This window comes from Microbacterium sp. C23T, assembly GCF_053345975.1.
Genome location: NZ_JBKFBD010000044.1, coordinates 17135 through 34852, shown reverse-complemented (window position 1 = coordinate 34852; position 17718 = coordinate 17135). Strand labels below are relative to the sequence as shown.

Annotated in this window: 16 protein-coding genes; 9 read left to right on the top strand and 7 right to left on the bottom strand. The window is 70.5% G+C overall.

Going from position 1 to position 17718, the window contains the following annotated elements; genetic code table 11:
* On the top strand, window positions 1-991 hold a 991-nt coding region (locus ACLBXX_RS19220), incomplete at its 5' end, for a hypothetical protein (protein ID WP_447659351.1).
* Window positions 988-1350, top strand: a complete 363-nt coding sequence (locus tag ACLBXX_RS19215) for a hypothetical protein (RefSeq protein ID WP_447659350.1) — start codon at window positions 988-990, stop codon at window positions 1348-1350. The genes ACLBXX_RS19220 and ACLBXX_RS19215, both read left to right, overlap by 4 nt.
* A gap of 84 nt (window positions 1351-1434) precedes the next feature.
* Here the strand turns inward: ACLBXX_RS19215 and ACLBXX_RS19210 are convergent, their stop codons facing one another.
* From ACLBXX_RS19210 to ACLBXX_RS19200, 3 genes are all read right to left on the bottom strand, one after another.
* Window positions 1435-1953, bottom strand: a complete 519-nt coding sequence (locus ACLBXX_RS19210) for a hypothetical protein (RefSeq protein ID WP_447659349.1) — start codon at window positions 1951-1953, stop codon at window positions 1435-1437.
* Window positions 1954-2047: 94 nt separating this feature from the next.
* On the bottom strand, window positions 2048-5080 hold the full coding sequence (locus ACLBXX_RS19205) for a hypothetical protein (protein WP_447659348.1): 3033 nt from the start codon (window positions 5078-5080) through the stop codon (window positions 2048-2050).
* A 77-nt stretch (window positions 5081-5157) separates the two neighbouring features.
* Window positions 5158-5907 (bottom strand): EAL domain-containing protein, encoded by a 750-nt coding sequence (locus tag ACLBXX_RS19200; protein WP_447659347.1) that lies wholly within the window; start codon window positions 5905-5907, stop codon window positions 5158-5160.
* A gap of 161 nt (window positions 5908-6068) precedes the next feature.
* On the opposite strand from ACLBXX_RS19200, the gene ACLBXX_RS19195 reads away from it, so the two are divergent.
* The gene (locus ACLBXX_RS19195) at window positions 6069-6413 is read left to right on the top strand and encodes a hypothetical protein (RefSeq protein ID WP_447659346.1); all 345 of its coding nucleotides are present in this window, start codon (window positions 6069-6071) and stop codon (window positions 6411-6413) included.
* 8 nt (window positions 6414-6421) lie between these two features.
* Here the strand turns inward: ACLBXX_RS19195 and ACLBXX_RS19190 are convergent, their stop codons facing one another.
* Entirely contained in the window at window positions 6422-6862 is a 441-nt protein-coding gene (locus ACLBXX_RS19190) for a MarR family winged helix-turn-helix transcriptional regulator (protein ID WP_447659345.1), read from the bottom strand.
* 234 nt (window positions 6863-7096) lie between these two features.
* Between ACLBXX_RS19190 and ACLBXX_RS19185 the strand changes: the two genes are divergently transcribed.
* A complete protein-coding gene (locus ACLBXX_RS19185) occupies window positions 7097-8443 on the top strand; it encodes a diguanylate cyclase (protein WP_447659344.1) in 1347 nt (448 codons plus the stop codon).
* Window positions 8444-8539: 96 nt separating this feature from the next.
* Here the strand turns inward: ACLBXX_RS19185 and ACLBXX_RS19180 are convergent, their stop codons facing one another.
* Together ACLBXX_RS19180 and ACLBXX_RS19175 are read right to left on the bottom strand one after the other, a co-directional pair.
* Complete coding sequence (locus ACLBXX_RS19180) at window positions 8540-9346, bottom strand: ABC transporter permease (protein WP_447659343.1); 807 nt, start codon at window positions 9344-9346, stop codon at window positions 8540-8542.
* Window positions 9343-10401 carry an ATP-binding cassette domain-containing protein gene (locus ACLBXX_RS19175; protein WP_447659342.1) on the bottom strand — a complete coding sequence of 353 codons (1059 nt, stop codon included), beginning with the start codon at window positions 10399-10401 and terminating at the stop codon, window positions 9343-9345. The genes ACLBXX_RS19180 and ACLBXX_RS19175 overlap by 4 nt, the downstream gene beginning before the upstream one ends.
* A 61-nt stretch (window positions 10402-10462) precedes the next feature.
* Here ACLBXX_RS19175 and ACLBXX_RS19170 point away from each other — a divergent pair, with 61 nt between their 5' ends.
* Together ACLBXX_RS19170 and ACLBXX_RS19165 are read left to right on the top strand one after the other, a co-directional pair.
* The gene (locus ACLBXX_RS19170) at window positions 10463-11485 is read left to right on the top strand and encodes a helix-turn-helix transcriptional regulator (RefSeq protein ID WP_447659341.1); all 1023 of its coding nucleotides are present in this window, start codon (window positions 10463-10465) and stop codon (window positions 11483-11485) included.
* A 142-nt stretch (window positions 11486-11627) separates the two neighbouring features.
* Entirely contained in the window at window positions 11628-13358 is a 1731-nt protein-coding gene (locus tag ACLBXX_RS19165; RefSeq protein WP_447659340.1) for a cation:proton antiporter, read from the top strand.
* A 196-nt stretch (window positions 13359-13554) separates the two neighbouring features.
* On the opposite strand, the gene ACLBXX_RS19160 is transcribed toward ACLBXX_RS19165, so the two are convergent.
* Window positions 13555-14979: a DUF222 domain-containing protein gene (locus tag ACLBXX_RS19160; RefSeq protein ID WP_447659339.1), complete on the bottom strand. Its 1425-nt coding sequence runs from the start codon at window positions 14977-14979 to the stop codon at window positions 13555-13557.
* 318 nt (window positions 14980-15297) lie between these two features.
* On the opposite strand from ACLBXX_RS19160, the gene ACLBXX_RS19155 reads away from it, so the two are divergent.
* The 3 genes from ACLBXX_RS19155 to ACLBXX_RS19145 all read left to right on the top strand — a co-directional run bounded on the left by ACLBXX_RS19155 (window position 15298) and on the right by ACLBXX_RS19145 (window position 17718).
* Complete coding sequence (locus ACLBXX_RS19155; RefSeq protein WP_447659338.1) at window positions 15298-15777, top strand: heme-degrading domain-containing protein; 480 nt, start codon at window positions 15298-15300, stop codon at window positions 15775-15777.
* Between the two features lie 102 nt (window positions 15778-15879).
* Window positions 15880-16851, top strand: coding sequence for an SDR family oxidoreductase (locus ACLBXX_RS19150; protein WP_447659337.1), 972 nt, complete (start codon window positions 15880-15882; stop codon window positions 16849-16851).
* 21 nt (window positions 16852-16872) lie between these two features.
* The gene (locus tag ACLBXX_RS19145) at window positions 16873-17718 is read left to right on the top strand and encodes a helix-turn-helix transcriptional regulator (RefSeq protein WP_447659336.1); all 846 of its coding nucleotides are present in this window, start codon (window positions 16873-16875) and stop codon (window positions 17716-17718) included.

Sequence of the window (17718 nt, the reverse complement as noted above, 5' to 3'; positions counted from 1 at the left end):
CCCCGGGGCCCGGCCGGGGGGGGCGCCGGCCGGATCCGCGACAGGACCGGAGACGGTTCCCGCTCCCACTCCAGACGCCGCGGGCGCTGCGCCGCCTCCCGACGCCGGCGATGCCGCGGCGGCGGACTGGCGCGCCCATTGGCGCGCGAGCCAGGAAGAGTGGCGGGTGCAGAACGACGCGTGGCGTCGCAGCCAGCAGGACGCGGCCCGCGCCGCCCGCGAACAGGCCCGGCGGGAACGACACGCGCACGGCGCCGTGTATGCCGCCGAGGCAGAAGAGCGCCGTCGCGTGCGCCGCGCGACCCGTCCGCGCACGAGCTTCGTGTTCGTCGTCACCGCCCTGGGAGCCGCGATCGTCGCCGGAGCACTGACCGTGCTGATCGCGCTGGGCGACCCGGCGCTGGCCGGCTTCGCGGCCGCCATCGGCATCCTGTCCGCCGCGATCGTCGTGAGCCTCGCGGTGGTGGTCGCCGGCATCGCGCGTCGCCGCAGCGGCTTCCTCACCGCGGTCGCCATCGTGCTCGTGACCATCGGAGTCGTGACGGCCATCGCCTCGGGTCCGCGCAGCTTCGTGCTCGGCAACGTGGGTCTCGGCACGAGCACCGTTCCCACCACGATCGTGCAGCCCTTCGGCAGCACCGACATCACCGTGCTGCCCCTCTCGGAGGACGAGAACGTCGACGCCGGCACGATCACGATCCGCAAGAGCACCGGTGTCACCTACATCACGGTGAACCCGGGCACCGCGGTGGAGATCGAGGCGCGGCTGGGCGCCGGCCGGGTGGAGGTGCAGCGCCTCGACCCGCGGTCGAACGCCGTCGAGGAGGTGCCGGTCACCCTGCGCCCCGGCGAAGAGGGGACGTCGGAGTGGTCGTGGTTCACCCGCAACACCGCGGCCGCCGGCGACCCTGCCACCCGCCAGAAGATCGTGCTGGAACAGGGACTCGGTTCCGTCTACGTGACCGTCTACGAGCCGGAGGAACAGCGATGACCGACACGAACCCCACCTTCGACCTCACGCCGCCCCTCGTGATGGCCCCGCCCGCGGGGACGCCCGACGAGCAGCCCGTCACCGGCCCTGCGGTGGATGCGGCGCCGCGCACGCGATGGGCGGCGATCATCTGGGGTCTGGTCTTCGGGGCGATCTCCGCGACGGCACTGTGGATCACCGTCGACGCGGGCCGGCGAGACGCCGTGGCGGACTGGGTCGTCTCCCTCTCCGCGCCCGCGATCGTCGCGTACCTCCTGCTCGCGGCAGGCGCTGTCGCGCTCGTGGGCGGCCTGGTCGGCATCGCCCGTCGCCTGCAGCGCGGGCCGCGCACCGCAGCACCGTCTCCCCCAGCCCCGTGAACGCGTGCGCGCCGTGTGCCCGAGGGCACACGGCGCGCACGCGGTGGATCAGGCGCCGGCCGTGGGGCGACCGACGCCTGACGATCACTCGGCGACGAGGCTGCTGCAACCCTCGTCGCCCGAGCCGACGCAGACCACGAGGGTCTCGGCGTCGACGAGGTCCTCGGGAACCTGGAAGCTCCACACGAAGGTGTAGGACTTCTCCGGCGTCATCGGCACCTCGACGGAGCGCTGCGAGACCGCGTCGGCCGAGAACGACTCGTCGGTGGTCGAGCGCAGGACCGGCGCCACGTCGACGTCGGACTGGCCCTTCTCCGACACCCACTGGGCGACGTTGACGGTGACCCACTGGTTGCCCTCGGCGGGCTCGTCGAGCGTGGCGGCGGCGCTCTCGTCGGGGACGATGCTGCTCCACACTTCGAGTTCGGTGCCGTCGGCGCCGACACGCTCACCGGCGGCGGCGGGCTCGGTGACCGACGACTTCACGACGGAGTCGGCGGCCGACGAGGACGTCGGCTCGGGGCTGGCGGTCGACGCGCAGCCGGCGAGCAGCAGGCCGGAGACGGCGGCGATGGACAGGAGTGCTGTGCTTCGTGAGCGCATGGTGAATGACCTCTTCGAATCGTTTCGGGGGATTCCTCTACGGTACTCCTCGGAAACGTGTGGTCCTACCACTACCGCCGCGCACTCCCCGTTGTCAGGAGGGAAGGGATGCTGTGCCCCGCCGCCGTCGCCACGGCACCGCGAGCAGCAGGCCGACGACGAGCAGCGCGCCACCGAACGCGGCGGCCGCCCACGGGGTCACGGAAGGGATCTCGAGGTACGTCGTGATGCCGAGGATGCGGGCGAGACCCCAGGGCAGCAGCCCCATCTCGTCGTTCCAGAGCGTGAGCGCGGTCTCGAGGCCGATCGCCCCGACGACCACCGCCGGCACGAGCAGCCCGGCGCCGACCGCGGCGAGCACGTACCCGGTCGCGCGCCGCGCGCGCACCTGCGCCGAGAGCGCCCAACCGGCGGCGACGAACACCCAGACGAACAGCGCGAACGCGATGCTGATGTACACCGTGCGCAGCAGGGGGTCGGTCCAGAACGCGAACCAATAGCCGCCCGGACCCGTGAACGAAAGGGCGAACAGCGTCACGATACAGCGCAGCATCACGACCCCGCCGACGGCCGCGATGACCGGCCACGGCGAACGCTCCCAGACGAAGACCCGCAGCACGAGCGCGAACACGACCCAGGCGCCGATGATGACGGCGAGGTGCGTCCACGAGAGGAACGACGTCTGCACGGCGCGCGTCGCGACGAGCAGCCCCGCCGGGACGATCAGCAGCAGCCACCGGTCGAGCTCGAGCATGCCGAGGGTGGATTCGCGCGCCCGCCACGGCCTGGTCGATGCGATCCACGTCGCGCGTGCCGCTGCGGCGCCGGGCTTGGCGACCAGCCGCGTCCGCGCCGCGAGCATGCCGATCACGACCCACGCCAGCGCGAGCACGAGCAGCACCCGGGCGACCCATGCCATGGGCTCGTCGCGGACCGCGCGCTCGACGCCGAGCTGCGCGGCGGTGAGGTTGAACGCGGGGTAGGCGAGGTCGCCCTCGTACGTCGCGAGGTGCTCGGCCGCGCGCTCCTCGTACGCGACGCGGTCGGCATCCCACTGCGCGTGTGCCTCGGGCGAGAGCGTGTCGTGCCACTGACCCTGATGCAGGATCATCGCGCGATACGACTCGAGCAGCCGGAGGGTGTCGAGCTCGTAGTCCAGCGTGTCGAGGAACGCGGCCCGCATCTCGGGCGAGCGCCAGGTCGCAGCATCCGTCTCCGAAACGAGATCGCGCATCTGCTCGACCGCGACGACCGCCTCGGCGCCATCGCCGATCGCTGCTTCGACACCATCGGGACCGCTGTCGCGGACGATCGAATAGAGCACGTCGAGCACGGCGGAGTCGCCCGTCAGGATGTCCCACTCGAAGATCCACATCATGGGCGGCGGCTCCAGCCCGATCGCGAACACGCGCTGCTCGGCGAACTGCGGCACGTACATGCCCTGGGCGATGGCGTCACGTGAGTGCGTCATCGCATCGACGATCGCCTCGACGGTGGCGGGGTCTTCGGAGAAGTACTCCCTGGCCCAGGCAGCGGTGATGCCGGCGACGTCGGCTTCGGGATTCTGGGCGAGGGATGCTGCGAGCTGCGTGTTCAGCTCGTACAGCTGCCAGAATCCCGACTTCAGGTACAGGCTCATGGGTCCGGCGCGCCACGGGCCGCCGTCCTGGGTCCAGACCCAGACGCCCTCGACCTGGTCGTTCGCGGCGAGCAGCTGCTGAAGCGCCCACTGGTACTGCGGGCCGAGGTCGTTGGGGAACGCGCCGAAGTTCTCGAACTCGCGCCGGCTCTGGAACTCGACGATGCGCCGCTGCGAGCCCTGCTCGAGGGTGTCGTTGAGGGGCAGCCACGTGTAGAAGTCGCCGAGCGTGTACTTCGTCGACACGATGAGTGCCGGCGAGTCGATGCCGCCGAGCACCGCCTCGTAGGACGCGGAGTTCGTGTGCATGTCGCCGACGGCGCCGACACCCACCGACCACGTGCGGAAGATCACTTCGCGGTCGGATGCCTCGGCCTGCGCCGTGAACGCCTCGAGCATCGTGCGCACGGCGTCGACCGACGTCACCTCGAGCGCGGAGTAGTAGTCCCAGCCGCCCACGTCGTAGACGGGACCCGCCTCGCCGATGCGGATGAGCACGCCGTCGAGCGCGGGCACCGCGTCGTACAGCTCGTCGAGGCCGGCGGTGTAGACGTCCCAGAGCTCGGGGTTCTCGGTGTCGAGCGAGCCGAACTCGTCGGCGAGGTACTGTTCGAGCGGACCGGTGAGCGCGAGCATGTCGGTGCGGAGGAACACCTTCATGCCGAGCTCGTCGGCGCGCTCCCAGAAGGGCGCGTACGCGTCGCGCAGGGCGAGCGCCTTGTCGCGATGGTCGTCGCCGTCGGCGTAGACCGGGCCGTCGGGTGCCTCGTCGAACGTGACGTACTCGACGAACCCGGGGAACGCGACGGCGTTGAACCCGTTCGCGAGCGAGTGCCGCAGGAACCCGTCGAAGTCGTCGAACGCGGCAGCGAGCGCGGTCTCGTCGACGTACGGCGGCTCGGGCTGCATGACCGCGGCGAACGCCTTCGACGCGTGCGAGTAGTCGTCGCCGGACTCCCACTCGGCAGGATCGGGGATCACGCCGACCGCGCCGAGGTCGGTCATGCGCAGCGGCAGACGCGACGCCTCGTGCGCTCCGACGAGGTCCGTCAGGGGGGCCGCAGCGCGGATCTGGTTGCTGAGGTCGTAGATGCCGCGTGTGACGCCGTCTTCGCTTCCGGCGCGGACGAGCAGCGCGGCGGCGTCGCCCTCGATGGCGTACGCGTCGTCGGTCGCGACGAGGGTCGGGTCGATCCGCACCGTGAGCACGGCTTCGCCGGAGGTTCCGGATGCTGCGGTCACAGCATCCGTCAACTCCTCCAGCGCGACCGACACGCGCTCCGTCGCGGGGGCGTCGAACGTTAAGGAAGGCGGGAGGACGGGCTCGGCGACCGTCGGCACGACGGGGGCTTGCGGCTCCATCTGGGCCGAGGGCTCGGTGCGGATGCCGAGCGCGTCGCCGACGGCGAACGCGACCCCGGCGCCGAGCGCCAGCAGGATGATCGCGGTGACGACAGCGAGGATGCCTCGCCGTCGCGCCGTCGTCATCCCTTGATCCTAGATCCGCCGTCGTGCGCGCCCGCACCGTCATCGGAACCCGTTGCACACCTGTTGTGGAGCACGGTCTACGGGAACGCGATCTCTTCGTGCGGCTGCCGGATGAGGAACCCCTGCGCCCGATCGCAGCCGAGCTCGACCGCGGTGTCGAGATGGGTGAGGGTCTCGATGCCCTCCGCCACCACGCGCAGACCGTGTGCATGCGCGACCTCGACCTGCTCGCGCAACCACGCCGGCGCGGGCCGCTCAGCGGCTCGCACCAGTTCACCCGGCAGCTTCACCTCGGCCACCGGCAGGCTAAGCAGCAGTTCCGGCGAGGGAGCCTCGACGCCCGAGCCGGCCAGCGAGAACTCCACGCCGATCCCGCGGAGCAGGTGCAGTCGCGACAGCACGGCATCATCGCCGATCGGCGGCAGGTCGCGGGGAAGCTCGAAGACGAGGGAGCCGCGCGCGAGCGCACGACGCTCGAACTCGCCGGCGACATGATCGGCGAACGATTCGTCCTCGAACTGCATCTGCGAGACGTTGACGGCGACAGCCCAGTCGCGGCCCGTCTCGCGCCATCCCGCGAGCGTGTCGAGGCACTCGTCGAGTATTCGCCGCCCGAGCGCGTGGATCACGCCGCTCTGCTCGGCGACGCCGATCATCGTCACGGGATCGATGTCCCCGAGCCGCGGGTGCCGCCAGCGGCACAGCGCCTCGGCCGCAACGATCGAACCGCTCTCCAGCGACACCTGCGGCTGGTAGACGGCGAAGATCTCGGCGCCGCCGACGGCGGCCGCCAGATCATCCGCGAGGTCTCCAGGAGTGGTGGGCATCCCTCAAGTCAGCCCTGCGAAGTGCCCCGACCGCAAGCCGACGCGGGACGAGCGAGGATCGGCTAAAGTCCGTCTCCGCCGCACGCTCGTGGCGAGGTCTTCAAGGAGGGATCGCCCGATCCTTATACTTTTCTCGTCGCAGATGCAGGGAGAGGATCGCGATGGCGTTTCGGAATCTGGAGACGTTGGAGTCTTGGCTCGCCGAGTACCGTGCGCAGGGCAAGCCACTGGCGGACTCCGCGCGTGTGATGGTGCAGGACGGCGACGGCGGGGCGAACACCGGGCTGGTGTTCTTCGAGCTCGGTCACGCTCCCACCGGCGTGTTCATCCAACCGGCTTCGCAGGAAGCCATCGGATGGGTCGTGACCATGGAACCCCGCGAAGAGAATCTCGTGCTCGACGCCGCGGGGGTGCTCGACCTTTCCGCCGAGCTGGCTGCGGTCTCCGAGCTGTGCGCGTTCCTCGAGGCGAAGTCGCGGGCGTATCAGGGCACCGACGTCGCCTGAGTCGCAGGTCAGTGCCGCGTCCCGACCGTCGCCACGGTCAGGGCGTTGAGCAGGGCCGCCGAGTCTCCGACCAGCGCCTGATCCGCGGCGCCGACGGCAACCTCGAAGTCATCGTCGAACCGGTTGAGGGCCGACCAGGGGTCTTCGCCCATATCGACGATGGCGGTGATGCGGTTCACCCGCCTGTCAGCCGGGTCGACATCGCGTCGCACGAGAGAGCGGCTGACCAGCCGGTCGATGAGCGTCGTCACTCCCGCGGAGGTGATGCCGAGGTATTCACGGAGCGCCGTCGGCCGCGTTCCGGGATTGCCGACCACGAACAGCAGCGCGCGGGCATCGGTGTCGGTGATGCCGAGACTGGCGCGCGCGGTCACCAGCGCGGCGTTGCGCGCATCGAGGTACCGGCGCAGCGCCACCCCGAGGGTCAGCGCCGGTGTGTCGTTCGCCATAAACGACATTCTCCCCCCATCGCTCCGAGATCAGAATAGTCAGTCTGCGAATATTTAGAATATTTATCTAATTCTGCGAAGCACCGACTAGACTGGTCCCACCCGCAGGCGAGATGTCGTTCCCCGCTCCGCCCACATCATCGCCTCGATACAGAAGCCAGGAGGCACCGTGATCCACGGAAACGCCCCGATCGGATGCCGCATCCTGACCACACCCCACGCTAAGGGGTTCCCATGCTGAATCTCGCGATCTGCGGGCTGATCGCCGTCGATCGTCAGTCGACGATTCTCGACGCGAATCAGCAGGTGCTCGAGTGGATGGGCTGCGACCGGGAAGACGTGATCGGAAAGCCGCTCGAGACACTCCTCACACTCCGCATGCCACTGGCGTCCGCTGACGGTGAGCGCCCGACGGACGCAACTCTCCATGGCATCTCAGGCGTTGTCCGGCCCGTGGTGGTCGGCTCCCTCGGTGAGGACGAGGGCGGTGTGGAACAGATCGCCGTCTACGACGTGTCGACCCGGTCGTCGTTCAACCTGGGATTCCAGGGCGCCGAGGCGAAGACGGAGCGCGGTCGGCAGCGACTGCAGATCCTCCTCAACGCGGCGGTCGGCTTCGGCAATGTCAGGACCGAGAGCGACGCGGCGGAACTCCTGGTGGACGTGGCGCAGCGGGCGTTCGCCGCGAGCGCCGTGAGCGTGCACATCGGTGGGCCTGACGGGCTGGTCCAGGTCGCCGGGGTGAACCCGCTCGCCGCCCATTGGCCGGCAGACCTCCGGCCGGCCGGAACGACGACCTTCCTCGGCGGCCAGGTGCTGATCGTGCGCTCCCCTGAGCATGCGGACTCCTATGTGCCCGGAGTCGGCATGAGCGACATCTATCGGGCGGGCGGCGTGCATGCGGCGATCGCCTCGCCGATGCGGTCCCACGGGGATGCGGTCGGTGCGATGGTCTGCTTCTTCGACCACCCGCGGGAGTTCGACGAAGAGGCGGTTCCGCTCGCCGAGGCGCTGTCCAATCAGGCGGCCCAGGCGATCGCGCGGATCCGCCTCGAAGACACTCTGCGTCGCGCGGCGATGCACGACGAGGTCACCGGGCTGCCGAACCGGCGACTGATCGAGGAAGACGTCACACGCACCCTCTTCCAGGATTACTCCGCGCTCACCGTGATCTTCATCGATCTCGACGGCTTCAAGGCCGTGAACGATCTGCTCGGTCACGCTGCCGGCGACGCGCTCCTTCGCGAGATCGGGGAGCGGCTGCGCGGGGTCATCCGGGAGTCGGACGTGCTCGGACGATTCGGCGGCGACGAGTTCATCGCGGTCGCCGCGGTGGACAGCGTGGGCGACGCCGCAGCGCTGGCCGATCGCATCCGCTCGGCGATCGCCGAGCCGTACGCCGACCTTCCTCCGGTGCTGTCCATCACCGCGAGCGTGGGCGTGGTCACCGTCGGGAACGACGGCGCTCCGGTCATGGACCAGCTCATCCGCGCCGCCGACCACGCCATGTACGAGGCGAAGATGGCCGGCGGAGACCGCGTCGCCGTCGCCCACCACGTGCCCACCCCCGTCCCGCAGTAGCCCGACCCGCCCCGCTCGTTGAGCGAGCGAGGAACGAGCGAGACGAAACGCCGCGGACCCGGCGCAGAACGCCGGGTCCGCAGCATCCCACATCCGTCAGCTGCTCTTGCGCATCGCGCGGATCCCGACGGCCAGACCGACCACGGCGAGCACGATCGCGGCGACCCAGCCCCACAACACCTCGATCGCGCCGAGGTCGCCGGCGAACAGCGCGCGCTCGGCCTGCACGACCCAGTTGACCGGGTTCACCGTCGACACCGCGCGCATCCAGGCCGGCCCCTCGTCGAGCGGCAGCAGCATGCCCGAAAGGATCAGCAGCGGGAAGATCAGCGTCTGCTGCACACCCCAGAACAGCCACTCGCGGTCGTTGGTCTTGAGCGCGAGCGTGTACGAGAGCGAGCCCAACCCGACCCCGAACACCGCGAGCAGCGCGAGCCCGATCACGAGCCCCGGCACGTTGATCGTGAACCCGAACGGCCACGCGATCAGCACGATGATCAGCGCCTGCACCACGATGGGTGCGATCTCCTTGAGCGCGCGGCCGACCAGCAGCGACGACCGAGCGAGCGGCGCGACCAGCGTGCGCTCGTGCGAACCCGTCATCATCTCGTACTGCAGGTTCGACCCGGTCGCGCCGGTGCCGAACAGCACGATCATCACGAGCACGCCCGGCACGAACCACTGCAGGGTCTCCCCCACCGGAGCGCCCGACGAGCCGACCAGCAGCGGCGCGAACAGCCCGAGGAACACCAGCGGCTGCACGAGGCTGAAGATCAGCGTGAACGGATCACGCACCACCGGCTTGAGTTCGCGGGTCAGCACGTTCCAGGTGTCGCGCGCAGGGTTCGCCCGCACCGCGGTGTCGGGGCGGGTCTCGATCCGCGTCTGCATCTGATCAGTCATCGCTTCGCTCCTGTCGTCTCGGCCGCCTGTTCGGCGGTCGCGGATGCTGCAGCCGCCGCATCCGCGTTCTCCTCGGGTTCGCCCTCGCCCTCGCCGGCCTCGCGCAGCGTGCGGCCGGTGAGCGCCAGGAACACGTCGTCGAGCGTCGGCGGCACTCCCGTCGCGGTGCGCACCATCAGCCCGGCAGCGTCGAGCGCGCGCACCGCCGCGGGCAGCAGCGCGTCGCCCTCCGGAACCGTGAGGACGACGGATGCCTCGACCCGCCGCACCTCGCGCTCGGTGAGCCTCTGCACCACGGCGACGGCGGCGGCAGCATCCGTTTCGTCTGCGAAGCCGAACGTGAGCACGTCGCCCGCGAGCTCCGCCTTGAGCCGGGTCGCGGTGTCGTCGGCGATGACGCGGCCCTTGTCCATGACCATGACCCGCTCCGCGTAGCGGTCGGCCTCCTCGAGGTAGTGCGTCGTGAGGAAGACCGTCGTGCCGTACTGCGCGCGCAGATCGATGATGTGCTGCCAGAGGTTGGCGCGGCTCTGCGGGTCGAGTCCCGTCGACGGCTCGTCGAGGAACAGCAGCGGCGGCGCGTGCATCAGTCCGAGCGCGACGTCGAGCCGGCGCTTCTGCCCACCCGACAGCTGCTGCACCGACCGCGTCGCGAATCCCGAGAGGTCGAGCGACTCGATGAGCTCGTCGGCCCGCGTCCGCGCCGCAGCCTTCGACATGCCGTAGAACGCACCCTGGCTGAGCAGCTCGTCGCGGGCGCGCTGCGAGAAGCTGCCGCTCGTGAGCTGGCCCACGTAGCCGATGCGCGCGCGGACTTCGGCGGGCTGCTTCAGGATGTCGAACCCGACGACCCGCGCGGTGCCCGACGTCGGCGGGATGAGGGTCGTGAGCATGCGCAGGCTGGTCGATTTGCCGGCGCCGTTGGGTCCGAGGAATGCGACGAGCTCGCCGCGCGCCACCTCGAACGCGAGGTCGGTGACGGCCTCGACGGTCTTGCCTTTCACGGTGAAGCGCTTGGTCAGACCCTGCGCTTGAATGATCGATTCGTTCGCCATGCCCCCAAGCTAGGAGCGGATGCGGACAGATCCTGTCCGCGATCCATGAGATTCTTTTCGCATGTCCGACACCACCACCCGAGCCCTCTCGCTGCTCAACCTGCTCCAGACGCATCGGCATTGGCCGGGTTCCGAGCTGGCCGATCGGCTGGGCGTCACCGAGCGCACCGTACGGCGCGACGTCGAGCGGCTGCGTGACCTGGGCTACCGCATCGAGTCGATCCCGGGTGCGGCGGGCGGCTACCGCCTCGAGGCCGGCAGCGCCGTGCCGCCCTTGCTTCTCACCGACGAAGAGGCCGTCGCGATGGCGATCGGGCTGCGGGTGGCGGCATCCCAGCGCCTCGTGAGTGGTCCCGAGACGACGATCACCGCGCTCGCGAAGCTCGAGCAGGTGCTGCCCGCTCCGCTGCGCCGCCGCGTCGCCGCGCTGGCCGAGACCGTGCAGCCCGCCGGACTCAACGCCGGCGCCGCCGTGTCGGGCGAGGTGCTCGGTGAGCTCGCGCTCTCCACGCGCGATCACGAGCGCGTGCGCTTCACGTACACGGCGGCGTCGGGCGAGGTCACGCATCGTCGCGTCGAGCCGCACGCCCTCGCGCCTGCCGACCGGCACTGGTACCTGTTGTGCTGGGATCTCGACAAGGAGGACTGGCGCACCTTCCGCGTGGATCGGCTGGCGGATGTCGCGCACACCCGCGTGCTCTTCGAGCCGAAGCCGCTCACACCGGAGCAGATCGAGGAGTTCATCTTCGTCGCACGCTCGTGGGCGCGGCAGGCGGTCGAGGCCGACGCCGTGATGGAGCTGCGGCTGGACGAGATGCGGGACTACTTCGGCCAGTGGGGTCAGGGCGCGACGGCCGAGGACGCGACGCACACGCGGTGGCCGGTCGGCGGGTCGGACTTCCGCGAGACGATGTACGGCCTGACCTGGATCCCGGCAGGCGTGGAGTACACGACGGACCTGCCGTCGCCTGCTCGGGAAGAGCTGCGCGAGACGCTCGAACGGATGCTGCGAGCCCTGGACGCACCCGCCCCTCCGGTTCCCCCGCAGCGCGCGCGGGAGAGGGAGCGTCAGCTGCCGGGTTGAGTCATTCCTCGTCGCCCTGTCGTTGAGTGAGCGAGACGAAACGCCCCGGACCGACGAGCAACCCCGGCCCGCAGCATCCACCCGCGTCTCATCCATCGACACACGACGCCGCCACTCCGGGGTCGCTCAATAGGCTGGGTCAATGGAGCTGGGGATCTACGCGGTCATCGCCGTGGCGGTCATCGTGGCGGTCGCCGCGTTCTCCAAGAAGCTGGGGGTGGCGGCGCCGATCATCCTCGTGGTCGTGGGTGTGGGGCTGTCGTATCTGCCGGGCGTGCCCGACATCGAGGTGCCGCACGAGATCATCCTCGACGGGGTGCTGCCGCCGATCCTGTACGCGGCGGCGATCAGTGTGCCGATCACCGACTTCCGGCGGAATGTGGGGTCGATCGCGAGCCTGTCGGTCGTGCTGGTGATCGTGACCGCGTTCGCCGCGGGCTTCCTGCTGTTCTCGCTGCTGCCCGATCTCAACCTCGCCGCGGCCATCGCGCTCGGCGCGGTCATCAGCCCGCCCGACGCGGTCGCGGCGACCTCGATCGGCCGGCGCCTCGGCCTTCCGCCGCGACTGCTCACGGTGCTCGAGGGCGAAGGGCTACTCAACGACGCGACGGCGCTGGTGCTGCTGCGCTCAGCGGTCGCGGCAGCCGCGGTGGGCGGTCTCACGACGCCCTGGGCCGGAGTCGTCGACTTCGTCTACGCCGTCGTCGTCGCGGTGGCGATCGGCCTGGTCGCCGGATACGTCACCGTGTTCGTGCGCTCCAAGCTCAACGATCCCGTGCTCGACACGGCGCTGTCGATCGCGGTTCCGTTCGTCGCGTTCGCGCCTGCCGAGGCGCTCGGCGCGTCCGGGGTGATGGCGGTCGTCGTCGCCGGCCTCTACACCGGCCATGCGGCGCCCACGAAGTTCAGCGCGCAGGCGAGGATCAGCGACCGCATCAACTGGCGCACGATCCAGTTCCTCCTCGAGAACGGCGTGTTCCTCCTCATCGGCCTCGAGATCCGCACGCTCGTGGATCACGTCGACCCGACGGTTCTCAGCGTCGGCGACGCGATCCTCATCGGCCTGCTCGCGACCGCAGCCCTCATCGGGATCCGCTTCCTGTGGATCGGACCGATGGTCTACGCCCTCGGCAAGCGCGAGGAGCGTACCGAGAAGCGCACGTACCATGCGCTCCTCGCCCTGTACTACTACCGGAGTCACCCGGTCAGCACGGTGCGGCAGGCCCGCACCCGGGATCGGCTCGAGCGCGACTACGAGCGCCGGCGCGCCGATCTCGAGCAGCAGCGCCAGGAGCACATCGACTGGCGCGGCGGGATCGTGCTGGGCTGGTCGGGCATGCGCGGCGTCGTGACGCTCGCCGCCGCGCAGTCCCTCCCCGAGAACACCCCGTACCGGCCGCAGCTGATCCTCATCGCGTTCACCGTCGCGGTCGTGAGCATCGTCGTGCAGGGCGGCACGCTGCCGTGGCTCATCCGCCTGCTCAACGTGCAGGGCATCGATGCGCAGGAAGACCGCCGGGAGCTCGCTGCCCTCCTCGAAGACATCAGCAACGTCGGCCTCCAGACACTGGACGAGATGGAGGCGGATGCTGCAACCACCGCCCCGATCGACCCCGATGTCATCGAGCGCGTAAGGCGGGCGTCGTTCCTCAGTACCGAGGCTGCCTGGGAACGGGCGCACGTTGTGCGCAAGCCGGGCGAGATGCCCCATCAGCGGTACCGCGAGGTGCGCCTCGCCGTCGTCGATGCGGAGCGCGAACGCCTGCTGGAGCTGCGTGCGCAGGGCGTCTATTCCTCCCGAGTGCTGGCCGAGGCGCAGGCGATGCTCGACCTCGAGGAGACCCGCCTGTCGCGCCAGGGCGGCGACCACTGACCCCCAGCGCGCCCCGTCCCTCGTCGAGCCTCGCCCCCGGTCGTTGAGCGAGCGAGGAACGAGCGAGACGAAACGCCCCGAACGTCCGAGCAACCCCGCACCCACCGCTCTCGCCTCTCCTGCCCACGTCGTTGCTGGGCGCCCCGGTGTCGCCCTTGCGGCTGGTCGGGCGGGTGGTTCGAGCGGTGGGGGTGGTTTATGCGGACCTGGCGCGTCTGAGTTGGTCGAGGAGGAGCCGGTTCGGCCCGCGCCATCGTCGCTGCGGGTCGATCCAGCCGGGTGGTCGCACCTGCGGCAGGCCGTCGACCATACGGATCTCCCACCCGCTGGTCTCGATGCCGTGGTGGTGGTGCCAGCAGAGCAGCACGCCGTTGTCGACAGTGGTCGGGCCGCCCTTGGCCCAGTCGATGACATGGTGCACCTCGCACCAGGCGGCGGGAACGGTGCAGCCGGGGATGATGCAGCCACCGTCGCGGGCGCCGATCGCTTTGCGCTGCCAGTGGTTGAACACCCGGTCCTCGATGTGCAGCGCTGTGATCGCGCCGGTGCCGGTCAGGGTGAGCCGGTGGATGGTGCCGTGACAGCCGACATGCCGGGCGAACGATGCCGGCACCGGCACCGGACCGCCCGCGGACTCCACGAACGCCACCCCGCCGGGGGCGGCCAGGTCCTCGGCGGTGGTGGTGACGATCAGGGTCGGCGCCGCGCCGCCCAGTGTCGGCGTCGCGGCCGCGCCGGCCGCGGCGGTCAGGATCGACGCGAACGCGTCGTGGCGTTTCTGGTCCACGGTCCGCGGATCCCCCACCCGTTCCGCCGCCTCGTCTGACGCGGCTTCGGTGTCGGCGTCGACGAACCGGGGGCCGCGGTCCTGCACCCGCGGGTTCAGGTGCGCGTCCAGCAGCCGGTCGAACTGTGCGGCGACGTCGGCGGTGACATCCCCGGAGATGCGCCGCAGCCCCCGGTACGCGCGGCGGCTGATCCGGATCCCCCGCACCCGCTGTGCGTACTCCTCGTCCGGGAGCGTGCCGTCCGGGTCCAGGTACAGCGCCCAGGTGGTCGCCATCACCGTCAACTCGTGGATCCCACACCCCGGCTGCCCGGTGTCGCCGATCGCGGCGGCGACGAGTTCGCCCTCGGCTGCGGCGATCTCGTCGACCGTGCACCGGCCCAGCAGCGGCCGCAGCGCGTCGACGATCGTGGTCAACGCGTCCGCGCTGAGCCGCCCCGCAGTCAGCGCCGCCCGGGCATGCTCGAGGGGTGCCGGGCGGGTCTGCCCGGTCAGCGTCACCCGGCCGGTGACCGCCTTCGCGTCCCGCAGCCGCGCCCGCGCGGTCGCCGCGGACACTCCCGTGCTGCGCTCCACCAGCTCCTGCGCCGATGCGCACCCGAACTGCGCGGTGATCCGGTCGTCACCGAACTCCGAGTCGGCACGCCGGCCGACCTCTCCGGCCAGCACCAGCCGGGCCGCATCCGTGACCCGGCCCAGCTGTTCGACGACACCCAACGCGGCGACCAACTCGCCGTGCGACAACCCCCGCAGCGCCTGACCACCAAGCGCCGCACCGAGCGTGTCGCCGAGCAGATCGGCGACGCTCCGAAGCTCGGTCAGCGGGAAGTTCATACCCCCATCCTGCCGAGGACCACCGACATTCCCACTGTCCTAAAGGCCCGGTCAGCGTCGATTCTGTGGACAACTCCGAATCCATCCGAGTCACGAGTACTTGGGGAGGAATCAACGCCGAGCGCCCCCCGCCGAAGATCGGGCGAGATGGGGCGGGGTGAACGCAAGCGCAAACCTCGACCCGGCACCCCGCCCGACACTCCCGCATACTCATGGCGTTTCGTCTGCGGGCGCCAGAGCGCCCTCCGCTCAACGACCGGTGGGCGGGCTTCGCCTCCACCCCGTTGAGCGCAACCGCCCAGCGGGTACGTTCGTCCCATGACCGACGACATCGCCGCCTTGCTCGCCCGCGTCGAAGCCGACGAGGCCGAGGTGGTTCTCCCGCGCTTCGATGTGACGGATGCCTGGGCTCTCGGCTCCCGCATGCGGGAGGAAGCGGCGGCCCTCGGCCTGCCGATCGTGATCGGCATCTCGCTGGGCGAGGCGCGGGTGTTCCACACCGCGCTGCCGGGGTCGAGCGCCGACAACGACGGCTGGCTCGAACGCAAGACGCGCGTCGCCCGCCGCTACGGCCGTTCGTCGTTCGGCGTGGGCCTGGCGTTCCGCGCCGCAGGCGGCGACTTCGACACCGACGGCCGCCTCGACACCACTCGGTACGCCGCCCACGGCGGGGTGTTCCCGATCACGATCGCAGGCGTCGGCGTCGTCGGCACCGTCGGCGTCTCGGGCCTTCCCCAAGCCGAGGACCATGCGTTCGTCGTCGAGCACCTACGGGCCTGGCTCGCCGACGCCTCGTAGGTCGCGCCGAGCCACGGACCCCCGATCCCCGGATGACCGCGCCCTGAATCCGCGCCGCCGCCGCGTCCAGCATGGGAAGCACCACCAACTCAGGAGCTCCTCATGCCCAAGCCGCTCGACATCCCCGTTCCCGATCTCTCCGGCAAGCTCGCCCTCGTCACCGGCGCGAGCGACGGCGTCGGCCTCGAGATCGCCGCGCGTCTCGCCCGCGCCGGTGCCGATGTCCTCATGCCCGTCCGCAACCCGCAGAAGGGCGAGGCTGCGGCAACTCGGATCCGACAGCGGACGCCGGCCGGCAGCATCCGTCCCCTCCCGCTCGACCTCGCCTCGCTCGATTCCGTCGCCGCCCTCACCGCGCAGCTGAACGACGAGGGCCGCCCGATCGACCTCCTCATCGCGAACGCCGGCGTGATGAACCCGCCGACCCGGCAGCTCTCCGCCGACGGGTTCGAGCTCCAGCTCGCGACCAATCACCTCGGCCACTTCGCGCTCGTCGCGCAGCTGCTCCCGCTGCTCGTCGCGACGAAGGCGCACGTCACCAGCCAGGTGAGCATCGCCGCCGATCAGGGCGCCGTCGACTGGGACGACCCGAACTGGGAGCAGGGCTACGACCCGATGAAGGCGTACAGCTCGTCGAAGATCGCGTTCGGCCTGTTCGCGATGGAGCTGCAGCGGAGATCGGATGCGGCGGACTGGGGCATCCGCAGCACTCTCTCGCATCCCGGCATCACGCCGACGAACCTGCTCGCCGCCCAGCCGGGCATGGGGCGGTCCGCCGACACGACGGCGGTGAGGGTCATCCGGGCGATGTCGCGACGCGGCATCCTGTTCGGCACGCCCGCGTCGGCCGCACTGTCGGCGGTGTACGCGGCAACGAGCCCCGATGCCCGCGGCGGACACCTCTACGGGCCGAAGGGCTTCCGCCACCTGAGCGGGCTTCCCGCCGAGCAGCCGATGTACTCGCGACTGCGGAGCGAGACCGACGCCCGGCGCGTGTGGGAGCTCTCCGAGCAACTCACCGGCGTACAGGTCGCCGCGTTGAGGTGGGATCCCCGGTCCCTGGATGAGGGATGACGGATGCCGCAGACTCAGGTGATGGACAGAGCACAGCTGGCCGACTTCCTGCGTCGCCGCCGAGAAGCGCTGCAGCCCGAAGACGTCGGACTGCGCCGTGGGTCTCGGCGCCGCACCGCCGGCCTTCGGCGGGAAGAGGTCGCCGTGCTCTGCGACATGTCGACCGACTACTACAGCCGGCTCGAGCAGGCCCGTGGTCCTCAGCCGTCGGAGCAGATGCTCGCCGCGATCGCCCGCGGCCTGCGACTCACCCTCGATGAGCGCGATCATCTCTTCCGGCTCGCCGGCCACACGGCGCCGGCGCGGGCGCTGCGCAGCGAGCACGTCTCGCCCGGCCTGATGCGCATCCTCGACCGCCTCGCCGACACGCCCGCGCAGGTGATGACCGAGCTCGGCGAGACGCTCGCGCAGACGCCGGCCGCCCGCGCGCTGTTCGGCGACGAGACGCGCTTCGAAGGCTTCCGGCGCAGCGTCGGCTATCGCTGGTTCATCGACCCGTCGGCGCGGGACATGTACCCGGCCGAGGACCACCCGATGCACTCGCGCGCGTTCACCGCCGACATCCGCAACGCCTACTCGAAGCTCGGTGCCGACTCGCGCGCCGGCGCGATGGTGTCAGCGCTGCTGCACGAGAGCCCGGAGTTCGCCGAGCTCTGGGCCGAGCATGAGGTGAGCTCGACGCACGCCCGCGAGAAGCGCCTGCAGCACCCAGAGGTGGGCGTGATGGACATGCAGTGCCAGTTCCTCATCGACCCCGAGCAGGGCCAGACCCTCCTCGTGCTCACCGCGACACCCGGCACCGCGAGCCACGAGCGGCTGCAGCTGCTCTCGGTGATCGGCACGCAGGAGATCGCCGCCGGCCGCTGA